The organism is Paenibacillus sp. BSR1-1, from assembly GCF_030403775.1.
In the GTDB taxonomy this organism is placed as follows: Bacteria; Bacillota; Bacilli; order Bacillales; family Cytobacillaceae; genus Neobacillus.
In genome coordinates this window covers 436,462-460,854 of record NZ_JAQMWQ010000001.1, presented here as the reverse complement: position 1 = coordinate 460,854, position 24,393 = coordinate 436,462, and the positions used below count along the sequence as shown (strand labels likewise).

Below are 24,393 nucleotides of genomic sequence, written 5' to 3'. Positions count from 1 at the left end.
CATTCAGGAGCTTGGTGGTTTTTTAGACGGCTTGAAATTTCCCAAGAAAGCTTTGGATATATTCAAAGATTTCCTTAGGCCGTTCTTCTGGGATTGCATGACCAGTTTCTTTAAGTACTATCAGTTCAGAATTTGCTAAATCTTTGTTTAGTTTTTCACCAACTTTAAGCGGCATAGACTTATCATGGTCACCCCAGATCAGCAGGCAGGGAGTTTTGATTTCCTTTAGGATTTTCGGTGGAAGATCCCCTTCACGGTCCCTTATCATTCTTGTCAGAGCAACAAAGATTTCATCTTGTAAAAAAGGCTGTAAGTAGCCGTTAATCATTTCTTCATTAATGATTGAGTGATTATAAAGCGCGGCTTGGAGATTCTTCTTTACTCCTGTTCTCGCGAACCAATACTTCACAAATAGGTGAAAGTAAGGAATGTAGCTGGTTAAGACCAGAGGCAATTTTGATCGCTTGAGATAGGCCGAACTGCACAGCAAGATGGCTTTATCTGCAAGCTCGGGCACCATGTGAAGAATATTCAAGACAATCTGCCCGCCCATTGAATGCCCAATAAAGGTTATGTTTTTTAATCCAAAGGACTCTGTAAGTTTAATGACGGTTTGAGCTAAATTCTTGTAAGAATAGACATATCGATTGCATTTTGCGCTTTTCCCAAAAGGGGGAAGGTCTACTGATAACACTTGATAATCCTGTTTGAGTAAGGAAATTAAATGGCGAAAAGTGAAGGTGGAGGAAAGAAAACCATGTAGTAAAACGAACGTTTTGTCCGATGACTGATTAGGATAAAATTCATAATAAATATTAATGTTATTTACTGGATGATAACCGGTTAAGACATCCTGCTTCATCAATTTCTTCCTCCCATTCTAAATAAATAGTTGAAATTAATTTTCCCCAATTTTTCAACCTTACACCAATAAAATTTTTGGCAACCATAATTAAGATTTTCAACTTTTTTGTATTTTTTGAAATAAAGTGTTTGAATTTTTAGAAAACTTCTAGTATAATAAAAAAAAGCTCAAGGAGTTGATTTCCATGGAAAAGAAATTACTAAATTCACCACAACATTCGGAAGAAAATACTGATTCTGTTGTTGCAGAGATGTTTTTAAACAATTCCATTAAAGAATTTAAGAGAGAAAAACTCCGCAAGGAAATCGACCAAACATTACAAGACGGAAACAAAGATTTATTCCTAAAGTTGACGGAAGAGCTAAAGAAAATTTCCTAATTCATTGACAAAGGTATTTAATACTAAAAAATGAAGCCCTATCCAATATGTGGATATGGGCTTCATTCTGTTTTTTTATTAGTTTTGTAAAAAGTTATACGTAATATTGAAACAAAGATGATTGGAGCGCAAATCAACAACCCAATTTAACATAGTCTTTAAATTAATTTCGCTGCTTCATCAATGAATAATTTGGAAATCATTGAAAGGGTTCTATTTTGATTATAGACAAGATAGAAAAACCTTTCTTCCGTGAAATCATCAAGTTCATATATTTTAATGGAATTATGCTTTGCATATTCCCTGGCAGCGACTTCTGAAATAATCGATATCCCAATGTCCTGCATCACAAATTGGATAATACTCTGGACACTGTCAGTAAAAGCTATTATATTCATGTCTTCCTTTTGAATTTTATTCCTCTTTAGAACTCTTTCTATCGCTGCGTTGGTCCCTGAAGCGGAATTCCTCATAATAAAGGGATACTTAGTGATGGTCTTTATGGTCATCCTTTCCATTATTTGCACTTGATTTGAAGTTACAAGGACTAATTTTTCTTTTAATAACGGAATAAAATGGAGCTTATCATTTTCATATTTTTCACCTAATATCCCAACATCGACAGAACCATTAAGTACTTGTTCAGCAACAAATTTGGATGAGGATTGATTAATTCGAAATGTTGCATTAGGAAATTTCTCTCTAAATCGCTTCACCATCTTAGGTACAAGATATTGCCCTGGGACAGAACTGGCTGACATGCGGATCATTCCCCGTAACTCTGTCATTCCTTGATTTAAGTCCAGCAAAGCTTGCTCTTTTAAGAATAAAATTTTTAATGCCCACTGGTACAAACGTTCGCCATGGGGAGTAAGGACAATTTCCCTTCCGACACGGTCAAAAAGATTAACATTCAGTGTTTTTTCTAATGAATGAATATGAGAGCTTACGGTTGATTGGCTTAAAAAAATATCCTCAGCTGCTTTTGAGAAGCTTTTATGCTCCACAACCTTAGTAAAAACATATAACTGATGCAAATCCATGCCTATACGCCACCTATTTGAAAAGTCGATTGGTTTCTATAGAATTAATCGATAAGTTGAATAAATACTATTATAGCATTACCTAAAAAATCTTAAAGCCAAAAAAGAAGCCCTATCCGTTTGGATAGGACTTCTTTGCCTTTAAATGAAATTAGTTATCATCATCCCCGCTATGTCTGTTCTGATGTTCACCATCATCGGATTTTTGGTCATCATTGCCGCTGTGTCGATTTTGATGTGCGCCATCGTCTGTTTTGTTATCGTCATCCCCGCTGTGTCTGTTTTGATGCTTCCCATCGTCGGTTCTTTGGTCATCATCGCCGCTGTGTTGATTTTGATGTGCGCTGTCAACGGTTTTGTTATCGTCATCGCCGCTATGTCTGTTTTGATGTGCTCCATCATTTGTTTTATTGTCATCATTTACGCTATTATTGGCAGACTGTGAGCCATTTCTATCATCGGACTTTACCTTAATATATGTCTTGCCATGCTCTGTTTCGATTTCTACCTTTTGCCCATTTACCCTTGTGTTGACATTACTCTTACTGTCATCCAGATGATTCGAATCATCAACCCGAGTATCATTTTTTGATGCGCTTGCAAATGCCGCACCACCCAAAATTAATAACCCAGATACTGCCCCAACAATAATCTTCTTTTTCATTGAAATTCCTCCTTCATATTTGTTTTTACATTTATAGAATATCCAGCGAAGATTAGAGAATAGGAAAGAGAAACATTAGAAAGTAATGAGAAAGTTATTGTTTCGCTAGTGGGCGTATCAGTGATCATCATTTTTATCATCTTTTTTCTTATCGTCAATTTTTTGATCATCATCAGCTTTTCTATCTACCTTATTGTCATCATCCTCTTTTTTACGGTCATCCCATGTTACTGAAAGCACCTTGCCGGTTATGCAGTGTACCTGCACAATAGCCTCCTGACCGGATGGTGATTTTACTTTTATCAGGTAATAGGTAAAACTTCCTTTTGTTTCAAGCCAAATATGATCCACAATTCCCTTCACTTGTTTAATGGCAATCTGCCCGGCCTCTGCCTCAGTTAAACTCCTTGGCGGTTCATGAATATTGATTGATTCGGTTGAAAGGATTGAACCTGTTACAGCATTTACAGTAATCGTTGTCTGTTTGTTTTCTGTAGTGACAACAGCCTTGTATATAGGACTTCCATTGCTTTCCAACTTTTCTAAAGACACAATTGTTCCATTTGCCTCTGATAAAATAATGGCTTTTATTTTTTCTTCCGATAAACCTGTCGAAGTAGGCTCATCAGGGAGTATTGTTTTGTTATCTAATTTCTGTAAAGATAATATTTTACCGCTTGTCGCATCTATCTTGATCTGATATAGAAGTTCTTGTTTTTCTAATTTTATATGATATTGTTTGCCTGCCAGTTTAATTTGTGTGACCTTTCCCTGGTATCGGTTTTCAACGAGTAATTGTGCTTCCTTTTCTGAAAGAATTTCAGCGTTTGCCTTTGAAGGTCCAAGCTTATTCCAGCCTATAAAAATAATTCCTGCCAAAATAACGGTAACAATCAGCCATTTCCATCCTTTTTTCTTCATTTTTCCACCTCACCACATATGCGTACTCTTATTTTCTTATATGAAAATTAGAAAATGCTGAGAAAATGAGTATTTTTTTTCTTCTTTAGAAAAAGAGCAGCGGTGGTTCCGACTCCTTCTTTGCTTTCAAGCTGAAGCCTAACATCAATGGCGTCTGCGATTTCCTTTGCTAAAGAGAGTCCAAGGCCAGCCCCCCCTTTTTTTCTATTTCTGGCCTTATCGACTCGGTAAAAGCGATCAAAAACCTTTGTCAGATCTTCAGTGCTCATCCCTATACCGCGATCCATTATCTTGATATATACTTCACCATCCATAATTCCTAAAGCAACATTTATCGTGTCATCACTATATTTTCGAGCATTATCAAGGAAGATAAATAAAAGCTGCTTTAATTTTTTTTCATCAGTAAGTACAGTTAATGGTGGCTCGCTGTCATTTTCATCGGTATAGTGAATGTCAATGTTGTAAGCATTCCGGAAAGTAATTAATGATTGTTTTAAAAAACTTGTTAGATTTATCTCTGTCTTATGAATGTTCCATTGTTCGTGATGTTTTGCAAGCAATAATAGCTGTTCGGTCATGTCTTTCATCCGGATAGCTTCTGAATGAATAGCTTCAATTGATTCGTTAAAAATTTGGGGATCAGCCAAACCTCTTCGTTTTAATAGGCTGGAATAGCTCTCAATGATGGTTAAAGGGGTTTTAAATTCATGGGAAGCATTTGAGACAAACATCTTTTGTTTTTCATAATTGGTTTCAAGCAAATCAATCATGTGGTTAAAGGTCTTGCCCATTTGATAAAGTTCATCCTTTGATTTTTCCTCGAGTATTAGCCGTTTGAAGCGGCCGCTCTGCCTAATTTCGGTCATCGTCTTGATCATCGTGGTCACCGGCCTAGTAATCAGCTTGCTTAAAATCCTGCTGGAGACAATCACTGGAACCAATGCAAGGAAGGTAACCAAGATGAGAACAAGTCGTAGTATTTTTAAATTATTTGTGGTTGTTTTTATGCTTTTTATAATTTGAAGGTTCCCTTCATTACCGTCAGACATTATGATTGGCATCGATTCAAATATATAGGATTGATTTTGATATTCAATGAATTGACTGATTTCCGTTTTGGAAAATTTCGTAATTCTTTCTTTAAGTTTATTTTCTGTTGAACTTGTCACTGAAATGATTCGTTGGTTATCTTTTGGTACAAACCTGATCATTCCGTCGATAGGAACATAAGAGCGTAGCAAATCCAAATCGGGAACAGTGCCAAGTGACTGCCCGATGGCATCTGCTGTTTTTTTTAATTCCCTATTAGCAGTGTCTATCTCACTACCGAGAAGTAATTTGCTAAAAGAAATATACACTGAAAAATTCATGACAATTAAGAGGAAGGCGAACAAGACAGCCGTTGACAAATTGATTTTACTACTCAGCTTCATTTGGCTTCCTTCAATACATAACCAACCCCGCGGACAGTATGAATTAAAGCTGGCATATTTGGAAGGTCTATTTTCTTCCTTACGTAACGAATATACACATCTACAACATTTGTATCTCCCATAAAGTCATAACCCCATACAGCTTCTAAAATTTGGTCCCTGTTTAATACCTGACGTTTATTAATAAGTAAATAAACGAGCAAATCAAACTCCCTAGGAGTTAAATCAATGGTATACTGTCCACGTAAAACTTCACGCGTTTTTTGATTAACTTTTAAATCAGCGAAAGTTAAGACATCGGTGTCTATTGTATTTTGTTCAACTTCCTTAATTATTTTGACTCTTAGGGCAGCACGAATTCGGGCAAGAACTTCTTCAATTTGAAAGGGCTTAGTTATATAGTCATTTGCACCGTAATCAAGACCTGAGACTTTATCCTCTACAGACCCTTTTGCCGTTAATAACAAAACAGGAGTTTGTTTATCATTAATTCGAATCCGGCGGAGCAGTTCAATTCCACTTAAACTAGGTAGCATGACATCTAATAAAACTAAATCCCATTTTCCTGTTCTATATGCCTCAAATGCCTCCAGACCATCCATCACCTTCGTAACGCTATATCCTTCATACTCAAGTTCAAGCTCAAGCAGCCTGGCGATTTTTTCTTCATCCTCAACAACCAATATTGATTCTTTGTTCATGAAAAGGCCCCCCTAAGTCCTAAAATTCGAATAATTCTAATTCTTCATTTTATTACCTTTTTTTCCACAGAAGCACTAATTTATCCTTCTTATATGGGAAATAAAAAAACATTCACAAAATAATTCTTAAGTGAATGTTTAAGTTTATATTTTGATAAAGTATGATGAATAAAGAGAATTTGATTGGAGTGAATGATTTGCCTCAGCTTCATGTTTATAGTAAAAAAATTCCTTATTCATCTTCAAGGTTTTTTCGCCAATTTCGTACGATCGCTCAAAACAATAAATATCACGTTTTATTAGAGAGTGGACGTGGAGGGCGTTATAGTATTGCAGCCTTTGAACCTGAAACAATTATGAAAGGGAAAAATAATCAGCTAGAAATAATAAATGAAAACGGTACAGAAACAATTGCAGGAAATCCCCTTTATTTATTAAAGGAATGGATGGACAAGTATCACGTCGATAAAATAGAGGGTTTCCCAAGTTTTTTAGGCGGGGCGATCGGATACATAAGCTATGATTACGCTCGTTATATCGAAAAGCTTCCAGAATTAGCGAAAGATGATTTAGAAACACCTGATATTTTCTTTTTTATCGTAAAAGAATGGTTTGTATTTGATCACGAGAATGATGCTTTATGGTTATTATTTTTGGCTGAGAATGATCGGAATATCGAGGAGAAGCTTTCTGTTTGGGAAAGGCAATGGCTCCAGGAACCTTCTGCGGCTCCGCTTTCAGGTGACAGGGAGATTGACAACAATAACTTAGAGGTTTCAATGACGGAGGATGAATTTAAAGGAGCTGTCAAACAGATTCAGCAATATATCGCAAAAGGGGATGTTTTCCAGGTCAATCTCGCAGTGCGCCAATCCAAACCGCTGCAAGTAGATGCGATTGATGTTTACCAACAATTAAGGTCTTTAAACCCATCACCATATATGGGGTATTTTCATACACCAGACTTTCAGCTCGTTAGTGGATCGCCAGAGCTTTTAGTGAAAAAGAGTGGAACTGAAGTTAGCACTCGGCCGATTGCCGGTACCCGTTCGAGAGGGAAGGACCATGAAGAGGATATCAAACTTGCCAATGAATTAATCGAGAATGACAAGGAACGAGCAGAACATGTGATGCTTGTCGACCTTGAACGCAATGACCTTGGGCGAGTATGTAAATACGGAACTGTCGAAGTAAATGAATTTATGGTGATCGAAAAATACTCCCATGTAATGCACATCGTATCAAATGTAAGAGGAGAATTAGCGGATGATAAAACAAGTTTTGATATCATTGACGCTGTATTTCCTGGCGGAACGATAACAGGTGCACCTAAAGTAAGAACGATGGAAATAATAGAAGAGCTTGAGCCTGTTCGAAGGGGTATTTATACCGGTTCTCTTGGCTGGATAGATTTTAGCGGCGATTTAGAATTAAACATTATTATTCGAACGATGCTTGTAAAGGATGGTATGGCACATGTTCAAGCTGGTGCAGGCATCGTGATTGATTCCAATCCAAAGCATGAATATAAAGAATCACTGAAGAAAGCAGCAGCGCTATGGAAAGCAAAAGAAATGGCAGAAGGGTGAGCAGCAATGATTTTTATGATTGATAATTATGATTCTTTTACCTTTAATTTAGTTCAATACTTGGGAGAGCTTGGAGAAGAATTAGTCGTGAAACGAAATGATCAAACCACGATTAATGAAATTGCTGAATTAAAGCCAGGATTTTTAATGGTTTCACCTGGGCCATGCAGTCCAAATGAAGCCGGAATTAGTTTGGAGGCAATTCACGCATTTTCAGGACGTACTCCTATTTTCGGTGTTTGTCTTGGGCATCAAGCCATTGCTCAAGCCTTTAATGGGGAAGTTGTTCAAGCAGAACGGCTTATGCATGGTAAAACCTCCGAAATGTATCATGACGGAAAAACCATTTTTCAAGGGCTGCCCAATCCTTTCCCCGCAACAAGATATCACTCCTTAATCGTCAAAAGAGAAACATTGCCTGAATGCTTTGAGATCTCAGCCTGGACAACGGAAGGGGAAATTATGGCTATTCGACATAAAGAGCTTCCGATAGAAGGGGTACAGTTCCACCCGGAATCAATCATGACTACTTGTGGAAAAGAATTATTGCGCAATTTCGTTCAACATTATCGAAAAGTTTCATTGGTCAATTAATATGTTTATTTATTTAAACGGTCAAATGGTTGAAAAAGAAGCTGCAATGATATCACCCTTCGATCATGGTTTCTTATATGGGCTTGGCCTCTTTGAAACATTTCGTGTCTATGAGGGGCATCCATTTCTTTTAGACGATCATATAGAGCGGATTAATCATGGATTAAATATACTTAATATTAACTATCGCTTTTATCGAGAGGAAACAAATAATATTCTGCAGGCCTTACTAGAAAAAAATAATTTTACAAACGCTTATATCCGCTTAAATGTTTCAGCAGGTTCCGGGGATATTGGGCTGCAGACAAAACCTTTCTTGGAGCCAAACCTTATTATTTTTCCAAAAGAGCTGCCACCCGCTGGAGAATTATTCGAAAAAAGGGCAACCCTTTTAAAGCTGAAACGGAACACACCCGAGGGGGAAGCGCGTCTTAAATCCCATCATTTTATGAATAATTTGCTTGCAAAAAGAGAGATTGGGCCTTCCCTCGAGCAAGAAGGAATCTTTTTAACAGCGGATGGACATTTAGCGGAGGGGATTGTCTCCAATATTTTTTGGATTAAAGACAAGGAACTCTACACCCCAGCCTTATGCACTGGTATTTTAAATGGCATAACACGTCAATTTGTAATGGAGCTAGCAGGGAGGATTGGCCTGTGTGTAAAAGAAGGCCTTTATACTTTAGAACAAGCACTTGATGCCGACGAGATGTTTGTAACCAATTCCATTCAAGAAATAGTCCCTATTTCCTCTTTTGCAGGCCAAAAATTACCTGGGAAGAAGGGACATTGGGTACAACGATTCCATCAGGACTATCGCAAATTTTGTCAAAGTCTATGGACAAGGAATGGTTTAAGGAGAGATTAATTTGAGAGAGAGGATTCTTGAAGAAATTAATAGAATCGAAAATCAGTATAATGTGAAAATTTGTTATGCGGTTGAATCCGGGAGTCGGGCATGGGGATTTCCTTCTAAGGACAGTGACTACGATGTCAGGTTTATTTATGTCCATAAAAAAGAATGGTATTTGTCGATTGACCAAAAGCGAGATGTGATTGAGCTTCCAATTAATGAACTTCTTGATATTAATGGCTGGGAAATTCGAAAAGCTTTAAGACTATTTAAAAAGTCCAACCCGCCGCTTATGGAATGGCTGCATTCTGGAATTGTTTATTATCAAGCTTTTTCATTAGTGGAAAAAATGAGGACTATTCAAAACCAAGTATTTTTACCGCAATCTGCTCTTCATCATTATTTAAATATGGCAAAGGGAAATTACCGGGATTATCTTCAAGTTGAACACGTCAAAATAAAGAAATACTTTTATGTATTACGGCCCATTTTAGCGTGTAAATGGATTGAAAAATATAATACAGTGCCCCCAAATGAATTTCAGGAATTGGTTAAAGACCTTCTTAAAGAAGGCCAGTTGAAAGACGAAATCAATACATTATTAATGCGGAAAATAAAAGGTGACGAGCTAAATCTTGAACCAAAAGTTGCGGCTATTAATGAATTTATCGAAAAAGAAATCAATCGCATAGAGGTTTATACGAAAACATTATCTGTATCGAAGGAAGACATCACACCAATGCTCGATGAATTATTTAGAGAAATTCTCGAAGAGGTTTGGTCATAATCCTTTAAGCACAAACCAAAAGCCCTCACTTATAATAGTGAGGGCTTTTGGTTTGTGTTATATGGCAATCCCTTTTTGAGTGGGATTTCTCTTTTTTTGGATAGATGCTACTAATCCTTTAAAAAACTTTAATGAACGTTGAAAAACAGGACTCTGGATAAACGTATAAATAAAAGTGGCGATAAAAATCGGACCTCCTAAAAGGAATCCGAAAACTAAAACAAGACTTTCAACAATGATTCGTGCCTTGCTGACCGACAACTTTGATTTATCAGAAATAGAGAGCATAAAGCCATCCCGCGGGCCGGCACCAATCCCAGCCGCTACATACATTCCGCCGCCAATTCCGGTAATGACAATTCCGGAAAGGAGGATGAAATAATCTATCCAAGTATTTGTTGCCTTTGGGAGTATATCCAGCCAAAGGAAAAAGTCCATGATTGGACCTATGCATAAGGCATTTAAGATTGTCCCTATACTAATATATCTTCGATCAACAAACAAAGAAACGATGATCAGAAAGAGGCCGCAAATGACTCCCCAAGTACCAATCGTTAATCCGAAATGCTGATAAAGTGCTACATTAAGAACTTCCCATGGGTGCAGTCCCACATACTTTACTTTTACTGCAATTGCATTTCCTAAGCCAAAAAAAGTTAATCCTAGGAAAAATAAAACATATTGAAAGAATTTCAACTCAAGCTCCCCCCATGATCTCGTTGACTTTTCCGAATATTCAAACCTATCCTAATATCTTAAAATATGAGCCAATAATAATCAATGGGTATTTTGCATGGTGGATTGAAGAATAGTAGATTGCTATAATCTGAAATATGTTAAAATAAATAAAATTATTATTCTACGAAAAATTCAAATGGAAATGATTGTGGGGAATGTGCTATGAATTTTGTTGCATCGGAAAAGCTTCAAAAAATGTCTTCAAGTATTTTTCAAGAAATTGCGGACCGAAAGCAGGAAGCGATTAAGAATGGGAAGGATGTCATTGATTTAAGTGTTGGCAGTCCAGATTTTGCACCGCCAAAGTTTGTTATGGATACGCTGGCTGAATTCACTCAAGACCCGAGAACCTATGGGTATACTTTAAAGGGCATTCCAGAATTTCACGAAGCGGTCACTTATTTTTACAAAGAACGCTATTCAGTTAACCTTGATGCTGCCAGCGAAGTGCTGCAATTAATGGGGTCTCAGGATGGGCTGGCTCATTTAGCATCAGCAATCATAGACCCTGGTGATTATGTGTTGGTACCGGATCCTGGCTATCCAATCTATGAAGCAAGCGTCAACATCGCTGGAGGGGTTATATATCCCATGCCATTATTGGCTGAGAATCGCTTTTTACCAAAACTTGAAGATATTCCTTTAGAAGTATTGAAGAAAACAAAAATGATGATTATTAGTTATCCCGGGAATCCGGTAACCGCTCTTGCAGATAAAAGTTTCTTTGAAGAGATCGTTCACTTTGCCAAGCTTCATAATATTTTAATTGTACATGACTTTGCTTACTCAGAATTGATTTTTGATGAAAACCCGCAAATTAGTTTCATGGCAGTTCCAGGGGCAAAAGAGGTCGGAATTGAATTTAACTCACTTTCCAAAACCTTTAACATGGCTGGCTGTCGAATTGGTTATGTGGTTGGTAATAAACACGTAATTGATATTTTGGCTTCATTTAAATCACATATAGATTATGGGATTTTTTATCCGATTCAAAAAGCAGCGATCAAGGCCCTAACTTCTGATTTTTCTTTCCTCAAAGAACAAGCTAGACAGTACGAAATCCGTCGTGACGCGCTGGTAGAGGGTCTTGAAAAAAGCGGTTGGCAGGTGTCGAAGTCTCCGGCCACTATGTTCGTATGGGCAAAAATCCCAGCAGGATGGAAGTCACGGGAATTTGCTTTTGAATTGATTGAACAAGCAGGCGTGGCGGTCATTCCTGGTGATGCTTTTGGAACACAAGGGGAAGGCTATGTCAGAATTGCTATGGTTCAGCCGCACGAACGGTTATTTGAAGCTGCTGAAAGAATCAACCAGTTCCTTTTGACATACTCAGTAAAATAAAACATATATATTAAATAAAAGACCTTCAACCAATTGAAGGTCTTTTACTTTGAAAACGAAAGAGGGATACACATGCCAAGCGAACTCCAACATTTAGAAATAGATATCCCCATCGAAGTCATCTGGGATTTCATAAGAGATGCGAATAATTGGGCTCCACTTGTACCAGGTTATATCTTGCATGAAAATATAAATGAGCGGCTAATCAGCTGGGAGTTTAAGAGCGACCTCGGTATAGTGAAAAAAAAGGTGACTCTGCTAATTGACATAAAAGAGTGGAATGAACCAAGAAAAGTAAGCTTTGAATTAAGGCGTAAGAACGAAAAGTACATTGGGGAAGGGTATTTTGAAGCAACAGCATTAAATAAGAATAAGACTCGTGTAACAGGCTTTCTTGATATAAATGCCTCTGGTCCAATGGGTTCATTAGCAAATTCTCTTTTTAAAAAAGCAATCCAAATTTCAGATGAAGAAGCAGCTGTAGCGATATCTTCAAAATTAGAGGAATTCAAACAAAGATAACCGATATCCTGCAAACTGATTAAAACAGTTTGCGGCATTTTTTTATGGTTATATTAAAGGGCATTGTTAATTTTTAACACTGTTGATTGGAGCGGAAAGCGAAGCGACTGAAGTGCATATCAACAACTAAGTTTATCAGAGCTTTTTTAAAAAAATTAAGATAAACTTAAGCATCAAGTGTTAGAGTTATTCCAAATTCCATTTCCAATAGGAAAGCAGATAGGAGGATTAACTATGCTTAAAATGATACAAAAGAAAGGTTTTCACGCCATGTTGGCGGTCTCATTGGTTAGTTTGGGGACGGTTTCGTATATACCAACCGCATCAGCCGAAAGTATTGCAAAAGTCGAAGCAAGTTCACTTTCAATGTTAGAGTTAAAAGGAATAGCCCTGGACAAAGATTTTTCTGCAGAAATCTATGAATATACTGCTACTGTTGCAAATGATGTTAAAACGATTACACTCCATGCCGAAAGTGCTGATCCAGCCTCCTCCATTTCCATCAATGGTAAAGCACTTGCAGAGGGCAATGTGGCTGATTTTAACCTTCAAACCGGTAAAAATACGTTCACAATTACGGTTAATGATGGAGTCCATACAACGAAAACGTATACGGTAACGGTAACAAGAGAACAAAATGATAACAATCTATTGAAAGATATTAAACTCTCAACAGGAAAATTATCACCAGCTTTTTCACCCATGACAACCGATTATAACATCGATGTAACAAACGCGATTTCTGGAATTACTGTCACAGCTTCTGCGATTGAAAGTACATCTGTCATTAGCTTGAATGGAGCTGCAATGAATGAAGCGGGGATTCATATAGAACTTCCGGTTGGGAAGACGGATATTCCCATTGTTGTAACTGCGGAAAACGGGGATCAAAGAACCTATACCATTCATGTAACGAAAGCCTCAGCCCCGATTTCACAAATGAATGCTTCACAAATGAACGCTTCAGTACAAAATAACAGAAGCAGTTCTTTTCAACCTTCCTTGCAACAGGTAAGCAACCGTTCTGGAACCGTTCAAAAAACAACAAAGGCCAAGCTGTCAGCCTTATCTGTTTCCACAGGTACTTGGGATAGTACTTTCTCGTCCGATGAATTTACCTACCATATTGCGGTTGCAAGTGATGTAAAAACAGTAACGATTAACTCAACAGCTGCTTATAGTAGTTCTTCCATTAAAATTGAAGGCGGTACAAACAAAACAATTCAGCTCGAGGATGATAATAGAACAATTATTTCCGTGGTAGTATCCCATGACGATGATGATCGGAAAACGTATGTACTAGTATTTGATAAAGAAAAATAAGCTAACGCGAATGCAAAAAAACCTGTATTTTACGGGTTTTTTTTTATATTAAAAATTTTTTCTCTATTTTTTGAAAAAAAAGAAAACATTTTTTTAACAATCCTACTAAAGATATGTTATATTAATAAATAAAAATTTTACCGAATTACAGAAAGGGAAGGTGAAAAGGTGTGGCAACCGAATTGAAACTTAATGACAGCAGTCTTCCATTACGCCGCGATGTTAAGTTATTAGGGAAAATACTAGGTGAAATTCTAATTAACCATGGTGGAACTGATTTATTTGATAAAGTCGAAAAAATACGGCTAATGTGCAAAAATCTTCGTACGGACTTTAGTCAAGACGAATATTCGGCCTTAAAACAAGAAATATCTTCTCTCAGCACCCCAATGAGGAAACAAATCATCCGTGCATTTTCAATGTATTTCCATTTAATCAATGCGGCTGAACAAAATCATCGAATTCGGAGAAGAAGACAATACCAACTTCAAGATGATAATAATGTTCAACCTGATTCAATTGAAAGTGCAATTTTGGCACTTAAAGAAAACGATATTGAAGAAGAGACAATTCAAAATGTTTTACATACATTGTCCCTTGAACTTGTTATCACTGCCCATCCGACAGAGGCAACAAAGCGGTCGATTCTTGAAATTCAACAAAGGATCGCGGATATCTTAAAAAATCTTGACCATCCACTGCTTACAAAAAAAGAAAAAATTAAGCTTGAAGAGAGTTTATTTAATGAAGTGACAATTCTATGGCAGACAGATGAATTACGTCATTATAAACCGACAGTTATGGATGAAGTTCGAAATGGATTGTATTATTTTGATCAAACGCTTTTTGATGTGCTCCCTGAAATTCATCGTGAATTGGAAGCAAGCTTGGAAACAAATTTTCCACAAACCGACTGGCAGGTTCCAAATTTCCTTCGCTTCGGTTCATGGATTGGCGGCGACCGCGATGGCAATCCGAATGTGACACATGATATAACATGGGAAACGTTACTTAGGCAAAGAAGGCTTGTCCTGAAAAAATATAAAGATGTTTTGGTGGATTTAATGAAGCGATACAGCCATTCTACTACAAGAGTGGAAGTAAGCTGCGAACTCATCAACTATCTCGAGGAAAAAGAGGACCATTATTTATCCGATGATAAAAAATGGCCTGTAAAAACGGAAGTATACCGTCGTGCTTTTGCGATCATTATTGAGCGTATAAAGCAAGTTGGGAAATCAGGTATCGGTTATAAAACTGCTGATGAATTATTAACAGATTTATACTTGATTCAAAATAGTCTTAAACAACATCATCCAGCTGCCCATGAATTAAAAACAATTCAGAAGCTGATTCGTCAAGTTCAGTTGTTTGGCTTCCATTTAGCTACACTTGATATCCGAAATCACAGTGGTGAGCACGAAGCAGCGATTACAGAAATTTTGAAAAAAGTCCGAATCAGTGAAAATTACGCTGAACTTTCAGAAGAAGAAAAGTTGAAAATTCTTCAAAGTATTTTAATCGACCCGCGTCCGCTTCTTTTATCAAATGAGGATTATTCTAAAGAAACGCAAGAAATGATTAAAGTATTCCAAATGATTAAGAATGCACATGAAGAATTCGGTAAACGATCTATATCTGTGTATCTTGTCAGTATGACAAAATCACCTAGCGATTTATTAGAGGTTCTGGTATTGGCAAAAGAAGCAGGCATTTACAGGCTTCATTCAGATGGGGCGTTGGAAAGTCACTTAAATGTTGCTCCACTTCTAGAAACCATTGATGATTTAACCTCCGGACCTAAAATAATGGAGACACTCTTTGAAATGCCTGTTTACCTTAATCATTTGCAAATCCTAGGGAACCAACAGGAAATTATGCTTGGCTACTCAGATGGCAGCAAAGATGGAGGTACCTTAACTGCGAATTGGAAGCTATATAAAGCGCAAATCGAAATTCATGAAATGGCAAAAAGGTATCAAATTGGTCTTAAATTTTTCCATGGACGCGGCGGGTCCTTAGGACGTGGCGGCGGTCCCTTAAATAAAAGCATTTTATCACAGCCAGCTGAAACCATCGGGGATGGAGTCAAAATTACGGAACAAGGAGAGGTATTATCTGCCCGTTATTTACTTGAGGATATTGCTTACCGCAGTTTAGAGCAGGCAACTTCAACATTGCTGCGGGCAGCAACACATGTTTCGAATGAAGCGGAACAAGGGAACCTGAGGGAACTAATATGGGAAGAAGCAATAGAAGAAATTTCAAGCACTGCTTTAGGCAAATACCAATCACTTGTTTTTGGCGATCCTGACTTCCTGACTTACTTTAACGAAGCTACTCCATTAAGAGAGTTAGGGGATTTAAATATTGGCTCGAGACCGATGAGTAGAAAAAATCGCGGAAGATTTGAAGATTTGCGTGCAATACCATGGGTTTTTGCCTGGACTCAAAGCCGCCAGCTCCTGCCTGCATGGTATGCTGCAGGAACAGGTTTAGAAAGCTTTGCTTCTAGAAGTGATCAAAATTTGGAGCTTCTAAAGCAAATGTATTTAAAGTGGCCATTCTTTCAATCTACCGTGGATAATCTGCAAATGGCATTAATGAAGGCAGATATAACGACAGCAAAGGAGTATTTAACGCTTGTTGAAGATAAAGAGATTGCTGATAGGATATTCACTAATATATTAGAAGAATATGTAAGAACTAAGGAAATTTTATTGAAAATCACGGGCGATAAAGAATTATTGGATCACACACCGAACATTAAAGATTCAGTATTTAGAAGAAACCCATATGTTGATCCATTGAATTTTTTACAGGTAGAGTTAATCAAGGAATTGCGTAAACAGGAAGAGCCGAATGATGAACTTTTAACAGAAGTATTACTTACCATAAGTGGAATATCTGCTGGATTGCGTAATACGGGTTGATAAAGTAAAAACACAAACTCAAGAACATGAGTTTGTGTTTTTTTTTATTTTTCCTTTTATAGATATTATCGTTCGCTGATGAGTGTGAACAATTTATGAATTATGTAAAAATGAATGGTGATTCATTCATTTTCAAGCAAGATTCGACAATATTTGCAACTGAGACCATGATATATTTTAGCCAGAATTATAGATAATCTGGAGGGATGTTTAAATGTCAGTGAAAGAAAGAGTGGTACAAGAAAATCATGATGTCGCTCTTATGATTGACGTCTTAGGGAATAACGGAGCAACAGCTCTAAGTGAATTCCGCTGTTACAATCAAGAAATGGTGGATAAAATCGTAAAAGAAATGGCGTTAACCGCACTTGAGCACCATAAGGAGCTAGCGAAGCTTGCAGTAGAAGAAACAAAAAGAGGTGTTTATGAAGATAAAGTCTTTAAAAATATGTTTGCGACGGAATGCATCTATAACAACATTAGGGACATGAAAACCGTAGGTGTGATTAGTGAAAATGAGAATGAAGGCATGGTTGAGATGGCCGAACCAGTCGGTGTAATCGCAGGTGTCATTCCGATTACAAATCCAACTTCAACAGTTATTTTTAAATCGTTAATTTCACTTAAAACAAGGAATCCAATTATCTTTGCCTTTCCTAAATATGCGCAAAAATGCTGTGTCAGAACTGCAGAATTGCTAAAGGAAGCAGCGATACATGCAGGTGCTCCTGATAACAGCATCCAGTGGATTGAAGTTCCATCACATGAAGCCTTTCAAGCCTTAATGAAGCATCCAAAGATATCTCTCATCCTTGCAACGGGAGGACCTAACTTAGTAACGGCAGCCTATAGCTCAGGAAAACCGGCCCTTGGCGTTGGAGCTGGAAATGTGCCTTGTTACATTGAAAAAACAGCTAATATTAAGCGGGCGGTCAACGACCTTATTTTATCGAAAACATTTGATAACGGCATGATTTGTGCCTCTGAGCAAGCACTTATTATCGACCAAGAAATTTATGATGAAGTTAGACAGGAGTTAATTGAAAACCAGTGTTATTTCTTAAATGAAGAAGAACGTTTAATGGTTGAGCGGATTGCGATTGATCCAAAGACGGAATCGCTTAATCCAATGATTGTCGGGTTGCCCGCAGCCATGATTGCAAAAATGGCAGGTGTAAATGTTCCAGTAAATACTAAAATATTAATTGCTGAAATTGAAGGAGTAGGGCCGCACTATCCATTATCCAGTGAAAAATTAAGCCCAATTTTGGCCTGTTACAAGGTTAATAGCTTTGTAGATGGATTACGAATTGCCGAAGAAACACTCGAATATGGAGGTCTTGGTCATTCAGCGGCAATTCATACATCGGATCAGGACGCTATCGATGCTTTTGCCCTTCGATTGAAAGCAGGACGAATTATTGTTAATACACCTTCAACCCATGGGGCGATTGGTGATATCTATAATACATCTTTACCGTCCTTAACAATTGGATGCGGGACTTATGGAGGGAACTCTGTGTCACAAAACGTAGGAGCAGCTAATTTAATTAACATTAAAAAAGTAGCAAAAAGAAGAACCATGACGCAGTGGTTTAAAGTGCCATCACAAATTTTCTTTGAAAAGAACTCCATTCAAACTCTTGCATCCATTCCAGCTATTTCAAAGGCATTTATTGTGACGAGCGGCAGTCCTGTAAAAAATGGCTATATTGATAAAGTTCTGTATTATTTAAAAAAGAATCCTAATAAAATCCAAGTCGAAACCTTTTCTGAAATTGAACCGGAGCCAAGTGTTGAAACGGTCATGAATGGGGCAGACCGGATGAGAAAGTTTAGGCCGGATTGTATCATTGCCCTTGGGGGCGGATCCGTAATGGATGCAGCAAAAGCAATGTGGCTGTTTTGCGAACACCCAGAAACGGACTTTCACGGTCTCGCCCAAAAATTCTTTGATCCAAGCAAGCGTGTGGTTAAATTCCCGCTACTCCGTGAAAAGGCAAAATTTATTGCGATACCGACTACTTCTGGAACAGGATCAGAAGTTACTTCTTTCTCAGTCATCACAGATAAGAAAACAAATAGGAAATACCCGCTCGTTGATATGCAGATAACACCAGATGTTGCGATTGTAGATCCACAATTTGTCATGACAGTCCCAAGCAATGTAACGGCGGATACCGGAATGGATGTTTTGACACATGCAATTGAAGCATATGTTTCGGTGTTAGCGAATGATTATACTGATGGATTGGCTTTAAAAGCGATTCAATTGGTTTTTGAATATTTACCAAGGGCATACAGGGATGGCAGTGATGAGCCTGCTCGTGAAAAAATTCATAATGCCTCAACGATTGCGGGAATGGCCTTCGCTAATTCCTTTCTTGGAATAAATCATAGTCTCGCTCATGTGCTTGGTGCCGAATTTAATATTCCCCACGGACGTGCCAACGCTATAATGCTGCCGCATGTCATTCGTTATAATGCCATGAAGCCAAATAAATTTATGACATTTCCGAAATATGAGCATTTCATCGCAGACAAGCGCTATGCGGAATTGGCTAAAATGCTTGGCCTTCCTGCCAGCACTACTGAAGAAGGGGTGGAAAGCTTAATAACAGCAATTATTAAGCTGGCCGAAGCATTAGATATGCCACTGAGCATCAAAGCGGCTGGCGTTGATAAAACAGAGTTTGAAAGCAAAGTAAATGAACTTGCTGAACATGCCTTCCATGACCAAGATACAATTGCAAATCCTAAATTACCGCTGGTTAGTGAACTTGCGAGAATTTATCGTATAGCTTTTGAAGGATTATAAAATTCAGAAATAATTCATCAGTTCCAGTTCTTTAGGACTGATGAATAACCCCCATAGAAATTTATCAAGAATTCAAAACAAATTTACTGTGTTAAAAGGATTGTTTATTTTTATCACCGTTGATTGGAGCGCAAATCAACAACTAATTTTAATAGAGCCAAAATCAAGAAAATCTTAAAAGGATGTGAGTGATATGGCTTCTAAAAAGGATAACGAAAAAGAATCATTAAAAGAGACTAAAACGAGAAAGAAAAAACAAGAAGTTAACGAGACAATTGAAGCGTTAAAAGAACCAGACTTTGAAACGGCAGATATCCAGAATGAAATATCTCTTTCTAGTTTGGACTTGATTTGGAGTCATGCATTCCGTGAATTAGATGAATGGGTAAAGCGTGTTGAAAATCGTGATGAAGCCTTCTTAAAAGAGATTATTCAATTCTCTGATAGTGTCAAAAGGAATCAAGGGAATTTAAAAGCAGTAGCCGAGCAATTTACGAGGGAATTTGCCGAATGGGAAAAGACTGCACGGGATGAATTTTTAATGTCAACTACAGCCATGCAGCATTTCTTTCCGATTCAGTCATATGAGGATATTAATGCACAAATTGATGAAATTCAAAAAAAAGCAGTTTCGCTTTTAAGCACGCCGTGTCAAACTATCGGGAATTTCCAGGCGATTGAGAAATATCTAGAAATGATTAAACAATTTATGGTTTTAAGGAAAAAAGGAAGAATGCAATATATCAAAACTGTGAAACAAGCTGGAAATCTACTCTATGAAAATCAAAAAGGGTTTGTCAATTTTTTTGCTAGACAAATTAAAGCTCTGATGTTCCCACTAAATAAATACATGGAAAAAACAGAGGAACTTATAAAATCATAATTCAAGGAGTGCTGCCGCATGTCAAGTGAAAAAATCATTGATCCATTATTTGGGTTCAAGCAGTTGAGTGGAATATGGGACAAACAAATAAATGACCTATTATATAAGCTGACAGACAATAAAGAATTTGTTCGCACAGCAAGTTTCGGCCTCAACACCTATTCGTTTTACCTAGAACGCATTAGAAAAAACCAAGAGCTTATTGCGGCTTTAATGAATATCCCGACAAAGAAAGATATCGCTAATGCCGCAAAGCTTTCAATTCAAACGGAAGAAAAAATTGATATATTAGAAGAACAAATTTGGAATTTACAAGACAGTGTTAGCTCCATTTCTAAACAAAATTTAGAAATGTTTGAAGAAGTAGAAAATATCGTCATGCAATTGAAGAATGAATACCAAAAGATGGCTCAAGAGCTGGCAGAAAATCAAAAAATTAAAGATCACCTCCAAGAATTGCGGAAGGAAATAGATCTGTTAAAGAGTATCAAACTGGATTTGGGTATTATTGAAAAAGATAGGGAAAAGGTGAAAAAAGAATCGGGAAAAAATCAGGAGAAGGATCTAGTGCCGACAGGTACTAATATAACTAAATAATATTGAAAGGAGCAATGAAAATAATGAGTACAAATGCACGGGGAACCAACTTTATTCCACTCTTAAACTTGGAAAAAGAAACGAAACGTTGGAACCAACTTTATAAAATTATGACCGGACCAAAACCAGAGATAATTCCCACACCACGTCAATGTGTTTGGAAAAAAAATAAAACAACTTTATGGTTTCATCCTGCAAAGGAAAAAAAGCATGCAGTTCCAGTATTTTTAATCTACTCTCTGTTGAATAAGGTGTACATTTTAGACGTTGGTGAAGGCAGCAGCGTTGTAGGTGGTCTTACAGAACGCGGCTATGATGTCTACCTGTTGGATTGGGGTTCTCCCGGCCTTGAAGATTCCGACATTACTCTAGACAATTATATCATTGATTATTTGGAAAACTCACTTAAAAGAGCACTAAGACATTCAGGTGCAAAGGAAATATCATTGGCCGGATACTGCCTAGGCGGAACAATAGCAGCCATCCTGGCTTCAATAACAAAATTGCCAATTAAGAATTTATCACTTGCTGCCGTTCCAATTGATTTCAGTGTTGGTATTGTTCCTGATAAGTGGCTGGAGGGGCTGCAAAAAGGAGAGCTAAGTTTTGACCGCTTTGTTGACGCCCATGAGACGATTCCATCTGAATTTCTGTATTTAATGTTTAGGATGTTATCTCCAAGTTATGGAAGTCCTAAAATGAACCTGATCAGCCGGGCACATGATGACAAATATGTTGAAAAATGGCGCAGAATGGACAAATGGACAAAGGATACTGCTTCTTTTGCAGGTTCAGCATTCAAGCAGTTGTTTAATGACCTTTATAAGGATAATAAACTCTTAAAGGGAGAATTGGTGATTGGCAGCAGGAAAGTAGATTTAAAGAATATTAGGTGCCCTCTTTTCGTCTTTTCTTGTTCACGCGATACACTTGTCTTAGAGCAGCAAAGCCTTCCGGTTATGGATCTTGTTTCAAGTGAGGATAAAACTTATGAGGTTTATGAAGGTGGACATGTTTCACTAGCATTGACAGGTGTGTTCGCTGAAATTTGGGACAAATGGCTTTCGGCTCGGTCTAAAGAAATTCAAGAGGTACTTGTATAATTTTTAAATTTTACGAATAAATTATAAGCGGGAAAGGATTTTTATCCTGCCCGCTTATCTTTTTTAAGCAGCATTGTTTTGCTGGGTAAGGAAATTCCTAATTAGACTATTAAACCGGTTCTTTACTTCCAGTTTAGCAAGATGACCGCTATTCCTCATTATGATAAACTTAGAATGTGGAATCAACTTATGCATACATGCTTGAATCCAAACAGGTAAAACGGAATCATATTGAGAGCCGATAATTAGGGTGGGTACCTTTATCTTAGGCAACAAGGAAAGATTATTTACTTCGAGACAGGTCTTCAAAGAATCAATGAAAATCTGATGTTTTGGCCGGAAAATGTGGCTGAAATTTTCCATAATACCTTGATTCCAAGAGTAAAGGGCCATATGTGCTAAATGTTCAATTTGACTGTCTGATGAGGATAGGGATTCAAACTTTGCTTTCCGATTTTCAAATAATATCCTTTTAAGTTTTTTAGGGAAATAATGAAATGTGCTTATTAACACGAGAGAACGGACTAGGGAGGGTTCCTGGCGGTAGATTTCCTGTGCAACTGCTCCACCCATTGATAGACCAAGAATGTGGGCGTTTTCAATTTCTAATTCTTTAAGTAATCCAATGACGTCAGCAGCAAAATTTTGAATAGTAATTCCTTCTGTTTTGGTACATTCTCCATGGCCGCGTAAGTCTGGAATAATCAACTCAAACTGATCTGCTAGTTCAAATTGATTATGCCATCCTTCTTTAACTTCACCCAGACCATGAATCAGGACCAATGGCTGCCCGCTGCCAAAATGCATATATGGTACACCAGATTTACTAAATTTTGCTTCTTCCATTTTACACCACCTTATCATTTTTAATAAGTTTATAACCCTGTTTAGTAAATTGTAAACAATTAAATTCAAGTTTAAATAATATTTATTTACAAGATTGACAAAATATTACTTATAGGTGTAAAATACATATAGGTGAGGTGATAGAGATATGGTAAACCAAGATAAACAAACTGTTAATCCATCAAAAAACTTCGTTATGCCATTTATTTTATTGCTTCTTAGCAAGGTTTCTCTTCACGGGTATGAACTAAGCCAGAAGCTAGAGGCATTCGGGTTTAAGACGCTTGATCAAGGGAATTTGTATAGGCTCCTAAGACAACTGGAAAAGGACGAGCTTGTATCTTCAGAATGGGATACAACAGGAACAGGGCCTGCTAAGAGAAGATATTCAATAACTAAAGCTGGTGTTACATACTTAAAAGGCTATGCGAATCAATTAGAAACATATCAATCGCTTTTGGATCAATTTTTCAAAATGTATACTAGTTTCTTTGAGCTCTATCTCCCTTCGTTTCAAAAGAAGGATCCAATAGAGAAAGTAAATAATAGTAAGAGGAGGAAGGACAGTGGCACAGAAGAAAAATGAAGCAGCAGCTGTGGAAGAAAAAGAGCTGCCATTAGTAGAGGATTCAGTAGCTTTGGGTTCTTTTGTAAACACATTTTGGGACCAATATGAGCAGTCTCAGGAACGTGCAGAAAAGGTTCGCGAAAACCGTGAGGATGCCTATATAAATGCATTGAAAGAAGTCATCAAATTCAATAAGCAATATAGAAAAACCATTGCAAATTTGTACGACCAATCGAAAAAGACCAATAAAGAAATGACAACTGAGCTGTTGCATCAAATCAATTCCCGTAAAGAGGCCATCAAAGAGGCAGCTGTAACCAATAACGACCGTGAAGAATTAAAAGCACAATTGAAAGAGGTTACTGGACAGTTAGAGAAACTCGCGCTAACTCCATTTAAATCTTTCATTTATGTTGTGGACCAATTGGAGCATAATTTAGAAAGAAGTGCAGAAGCTAGTGTCGCCTATGCAAGGGAAAGGCGTAATGCGTGGCTCCAAGTTCGAAAGGACTATGTTAAACTTGCAAGAAATACTCATTTTAATCTTGTAGAACGTGGAAAGAATAGTTTTAGAGAACTGGTAAAAACACAATAAAGTCTTTCAAAAATAAAAGGAGAAGTATCCAGCATTGAGACACAATTATAACTTCTTAAAACATTGAAAGCCACAATCTCTGCCAAATCAAGGGATTGTGGTTTTTTATTTATTTAATAAAATTTATTAATAGCCAAAAATTCCAAGTTGAAATTAAATTGTAATATTAAAAAGACTAATTTGCTAAAATATGATGTTATACTTCTAATATAGGTAAAATAGGATGATATTGGTATTATCCATGCCAATAGTCTCATATACATATAGACCAATAGTTAGATTGGATATTGCATT

23 protein-coding genes are annotated in these 24,393 nt (G+C 37.2%); 15 read left to right on the top strand and 8 right to left on the bottom strand.

Annotation, left to right across the window (positions count from 1 at the left end; all coding sequences use genetic code 11):
* Positions 1–22: 22 nt before the first annotated feature.
* On the bottom strand, positions 23–862 hold the full coding sequence (locus tag PH210_RS02275) for an alpha/beta fold hydrolase (RefSeq protein WP_289982663.1): 840 nt from the start codon (positions 860–862) through the stop codon (positions 23–25).
* A 187-nt stretch (positions 863–1,049) separates the two neighbouring features.
* Here PH210_RS02275 and PH210_RS02270 point away from each other — a divergent pair, with 187 nt between their 5' ends.
* Positions 1,050–1,244 carry an IDEAL domain-containing protein gene (locus tag PH210_RS02270; protein ID WP_289982662.1) on the top strand — a complete coding sequence of 65 codons (195 nt, stop codon included), beginning with the start codon at positions 1,050–1,052 and terminating at the stop codon, positions 1,242–1,244.
* A 158-nt stretch (positions 1,245–1,402) separates the two neighbouring features.
* On the opposite strand, the gene PH210_RS02265 is transcribed toward PH210_RS02270, so the two are convergent.
* The 5 genes from PH210_RS02265 to PH210_RS02245 form a co-directional block, all read right to left on the bottom strand.
* Entirely contained in the window at positions 1,403–2,287 is an 885-nt protein-coding gene (locus PH210_RS02265) for a selenium metabolism-associated LysR family transcriptional regulator (RefSeq protein WP_289982660.1), read from the bottom strand.
* Between the two features lie 151 nt (positions 2,288–2,438).
* Positions 2,439–2,951 carry a hypothetical protein gene (locus PH210_RS02260; protein ID WP_289982657.1) on the bottom strand — a complete coding sequence of 171 codons (513 nt, stop codon included), beginning with the start codon at positions 2,949–2,951 and terminating at the stop codon, positions 2,439–2,441.
* 117 nt (positions 2,952–3,068) lie between these two features.
* Entirely contained in the window at positions 3,069–3,872 is an 804-nt protein-coding gene (locus PH210_RS02255; RefSeq protein ID WP_289982655.1) for a PepSY domain-containing protein, read from the bottom strand.
* A gap of 47 nt (positions 3,873–3,919) precedes the next feature.
* Complete coding sequence (locus PH210_RS02250; protein ID WP_289982654.1) at positions 3,920–5,308, bottom strand: sensor histidine kinase; 1,389 nt, start codon at positions 5,306–5,308, stop codon at positions 3,920–3,922.
* Positions 5,305–6,009 carry a response regulator transcription factor gene (locus tag PH210_RS02245; RefSeq protein ID WP_289982651.1) on the bottom strand — a complete coding sequence of 235 codons (705 nt, stop codon included), beginning with the start codon at positions 6,007–6,009 and terminating at the stop codon, positions 5,305–5,307. The genes PH210_RS02250 and PH210_RS02245 overlap by 4 nt, the downstream gene beginning before the upstream one ends.
* A 197-nt stretch (positions 6,010–6,206) precedes the next feature.
* Here PH210_RS02245 and pabB point away from each other — a divergent pair, with 197 nt between their 5' ends.
* From pabB to PH210_RS02225, 4 genes are read left to right on the top strand one after another with little or no spacing between them, the layout of a single operon-like run.
* The gene (pabB, locus tag PH210_RS02240; RefSeq protein ID WP_289982649.1) at positions 6,207–7,598 is read left to right on the top strand and encodes an aminodeoxychorismate synthase, component I; all 1,392 of its coding nucleotides are present in this window, start codon (positions 6,207–6,209) and stop codon (positions 7,596–7,598) included.
* Between the two features lie 6 nt (positions 7,599–7,604).
* Complete coding sequence (gene pabA, locus PH210_RS02235; RefSeq protein ID WP_289982647.1) at positions 7,605–8,192, top strand: aminodeoxychorismate/anthranilate synthase component II; 588 nt, start codon at positions 7,605–7,607, stop codon at positions 8,190–8,192.
* 1 nt (position 8,193) lies between these two features.
* On the top strand, positions 8,194–9,060 hold the full coding sequence (pabC, locus tag PH210_RS02230; protein ID WP_289982645.1) for an aminodeoxychorismate lyase: 867 nt from the start codon (positions 8,194–8,196) through the stop codon (positions 9,058–9,060).
* 1 nt (position 9,061) lies between these two features.
* Complete coding sequence (locus PH210_RS02225; protein ID WP_289982644.1) at positions 9,062–9,832, top strand: nucleotidyltransferase domain-containing protein; 771 nt, start codon at positions 9,062–9,064, stop codon at positions 9,830–9,832.
* Between the two features lie 57 nt (positions 9,833–9,889).
* Here PH210_RS02225 and PH210_RS02220 read toward each other — a convergent pair whose 3' ends face one another.
* Positions 9,890–10,528 (bottom strand): YczE/YyaS/YitT family protein, encoded by a 639-nt coding sequence (locus PH210_RS02220; protein ID WP_289982643.1) that lies wholly within the window; start codon positions 10,526–10,528, stop codon positions 9,890–9,892.
* Positions 10,529–10,732: 204 nt separating this feature from the next.
* Here PH210_RS02220 and PH210_RS02215 point away from each other — a divergent pair, with 204 nt between their 5' ends.
* The 8 genes from PH210_RS02215 to PH210_RS02180 all read left to right on the top strand — a co-directional run bounded on the left by PH210_RS02215 (position 10,733) and on the right by PH210_RS02180 (position 22,090).
* Complete coding sequence (locus PH210_RS02215; protein ID WP_289982640.1) at positions 10,733–11,911, top strand: LL-diaminopimelate aminotransferase; 1,179 nt, start codon at positions 10,733–10,735, stop codon at positions 11,909–11,911.
* 72 nt (positions 11,912–11,983) lie between these two features.
* The gene (locus PH210_RS02210) at positions 11,984–12,433 is read left to right on the top strand and encodes an SRPBCC family protein (protein WP_289982636.1); all 450 of its coding nucleotides are present in this window, start codon (positions 11,984–11,986) and stop codon (positions 12,431–12,433) included.
* Positions 12,434–12,667: 234 nt separating this feature from the next.
* Positions 12,668–13,756, top strand: coding sequence for a cadherin-like beta sandwich domain-containing protein (locus PH210_RS02205; RefSeq protein ID WP_289982635.1), 1,089 nt, complete (start codon positions 12,668–12,670; stop codon positions 13,754–13,756).
* 170 nt (positions 13,757–13,926) lie between these two features.
* Positions 13,927–16,689, top strand: a complete 2,763-nt coding sequence (gene ppc / locus PH210_RS02200; RefSeq protein ID WP_289982633.1) for a phosphoenolpyruvate carboxylase — start codon at positions 13,927–13,929, stop codon at positions 16,687–16,689.
* 214 nt (positions 16,690–16,903) lie between these two features.
* Positions 16,904–19,507, top strand: a complete 2,604-nt coding sequence (gene adhE / locus PH210_RS02195; RefSeq protein WP_289982630.1) for a bifunctional acetaldehyde-CoA/alcohol dehydrogenase — start codon at positions 16,904–16,906, stop codon at positions 19,505–19,507.
* Between the two features lie 193 nt (positions 19,508–19,700).
* Entirely contained in the window at positions 19,701–20,390 is a 690-nt protein-coding gene (locus PH210_RS02190; protein ID WP_289982629.1) for a hypothetical protein, read from the top strand.
* 18 nt (positions 20,391–20,408) lie between these two features.
* Positions 20,409–20,987, top strand: coding sequence for a polyhydroxyalkanoate biosynthesis repressor PhaR (locus tag PH210_RS02185; RefSeq protein ID WP_289982626.1), 579 nt, complete (start codon positions 20,409–20,411; stop codon positions 20,985–20,987).
* A 23-nt stretch (positions 20,988–21,010) separates the two neighbouring features.
* A complete protein-coding gene (locus tag PH210_RS02180) occupies positions 21,011–22,090 on the top strand; it encodes an alpha/beta fold hydrolase (RefSeq protein WP_289982624.1) in 1,080 nt (359 codons plus the stop codon).
* 63 nt (positions 22,091–22,153) lie between these two features.
* On the opposite strand, the gene PH210_RS02175 is transcribed toward PH210_RS02180, so the two are convergent.
* Entirely contained in the window at positions 22,154–22,936 is a 783-nt protein-coding gene (locus tag PH210_RS02175; protein ID WP_289982622.1) for an alpha/beta fold hydrolase, read from the bottom strand.
* Between the two features lie 148 nt (positions 22,937–23,084).
* On the opposite strand from PH210_RS02175, the gene phaQ reads away from it, so the two are divergent.
* The gene (gene phaQ, locus PH210_RS02170; RefSeq protein ID WP_289982620.1) at positions 23,085–23,522 is read left to right on the top strand and encodes a poly-beta-hydroxybutyrate-responsive repressor; all 438 of its coding nucleotides are present in this window, start codon (positions 23,085–23,087) and stop codon (positions 23,520–23,522) included.
* Positions 23,503–24,099 carry a polyhydroxyalkanoic acid inclusion protein PhaP gene (phaP, locus tag PH210_RS02165; RefSeq protein ID WP_289982618.1) on the top strand — a complete coding sequence of 199 codons (597 nt, stop codon included), beginning with the start codon at positions 23,503–23,505 and terminating at the stop codon, positions 24,097–24,099. The genes phaQ and phaP overlap by 20 nt, the downstream gene beginning before the upstream one ends.
* The last annotated feature ends 294 nt before the right edge of the window (positions 24,100–24,393 follow it).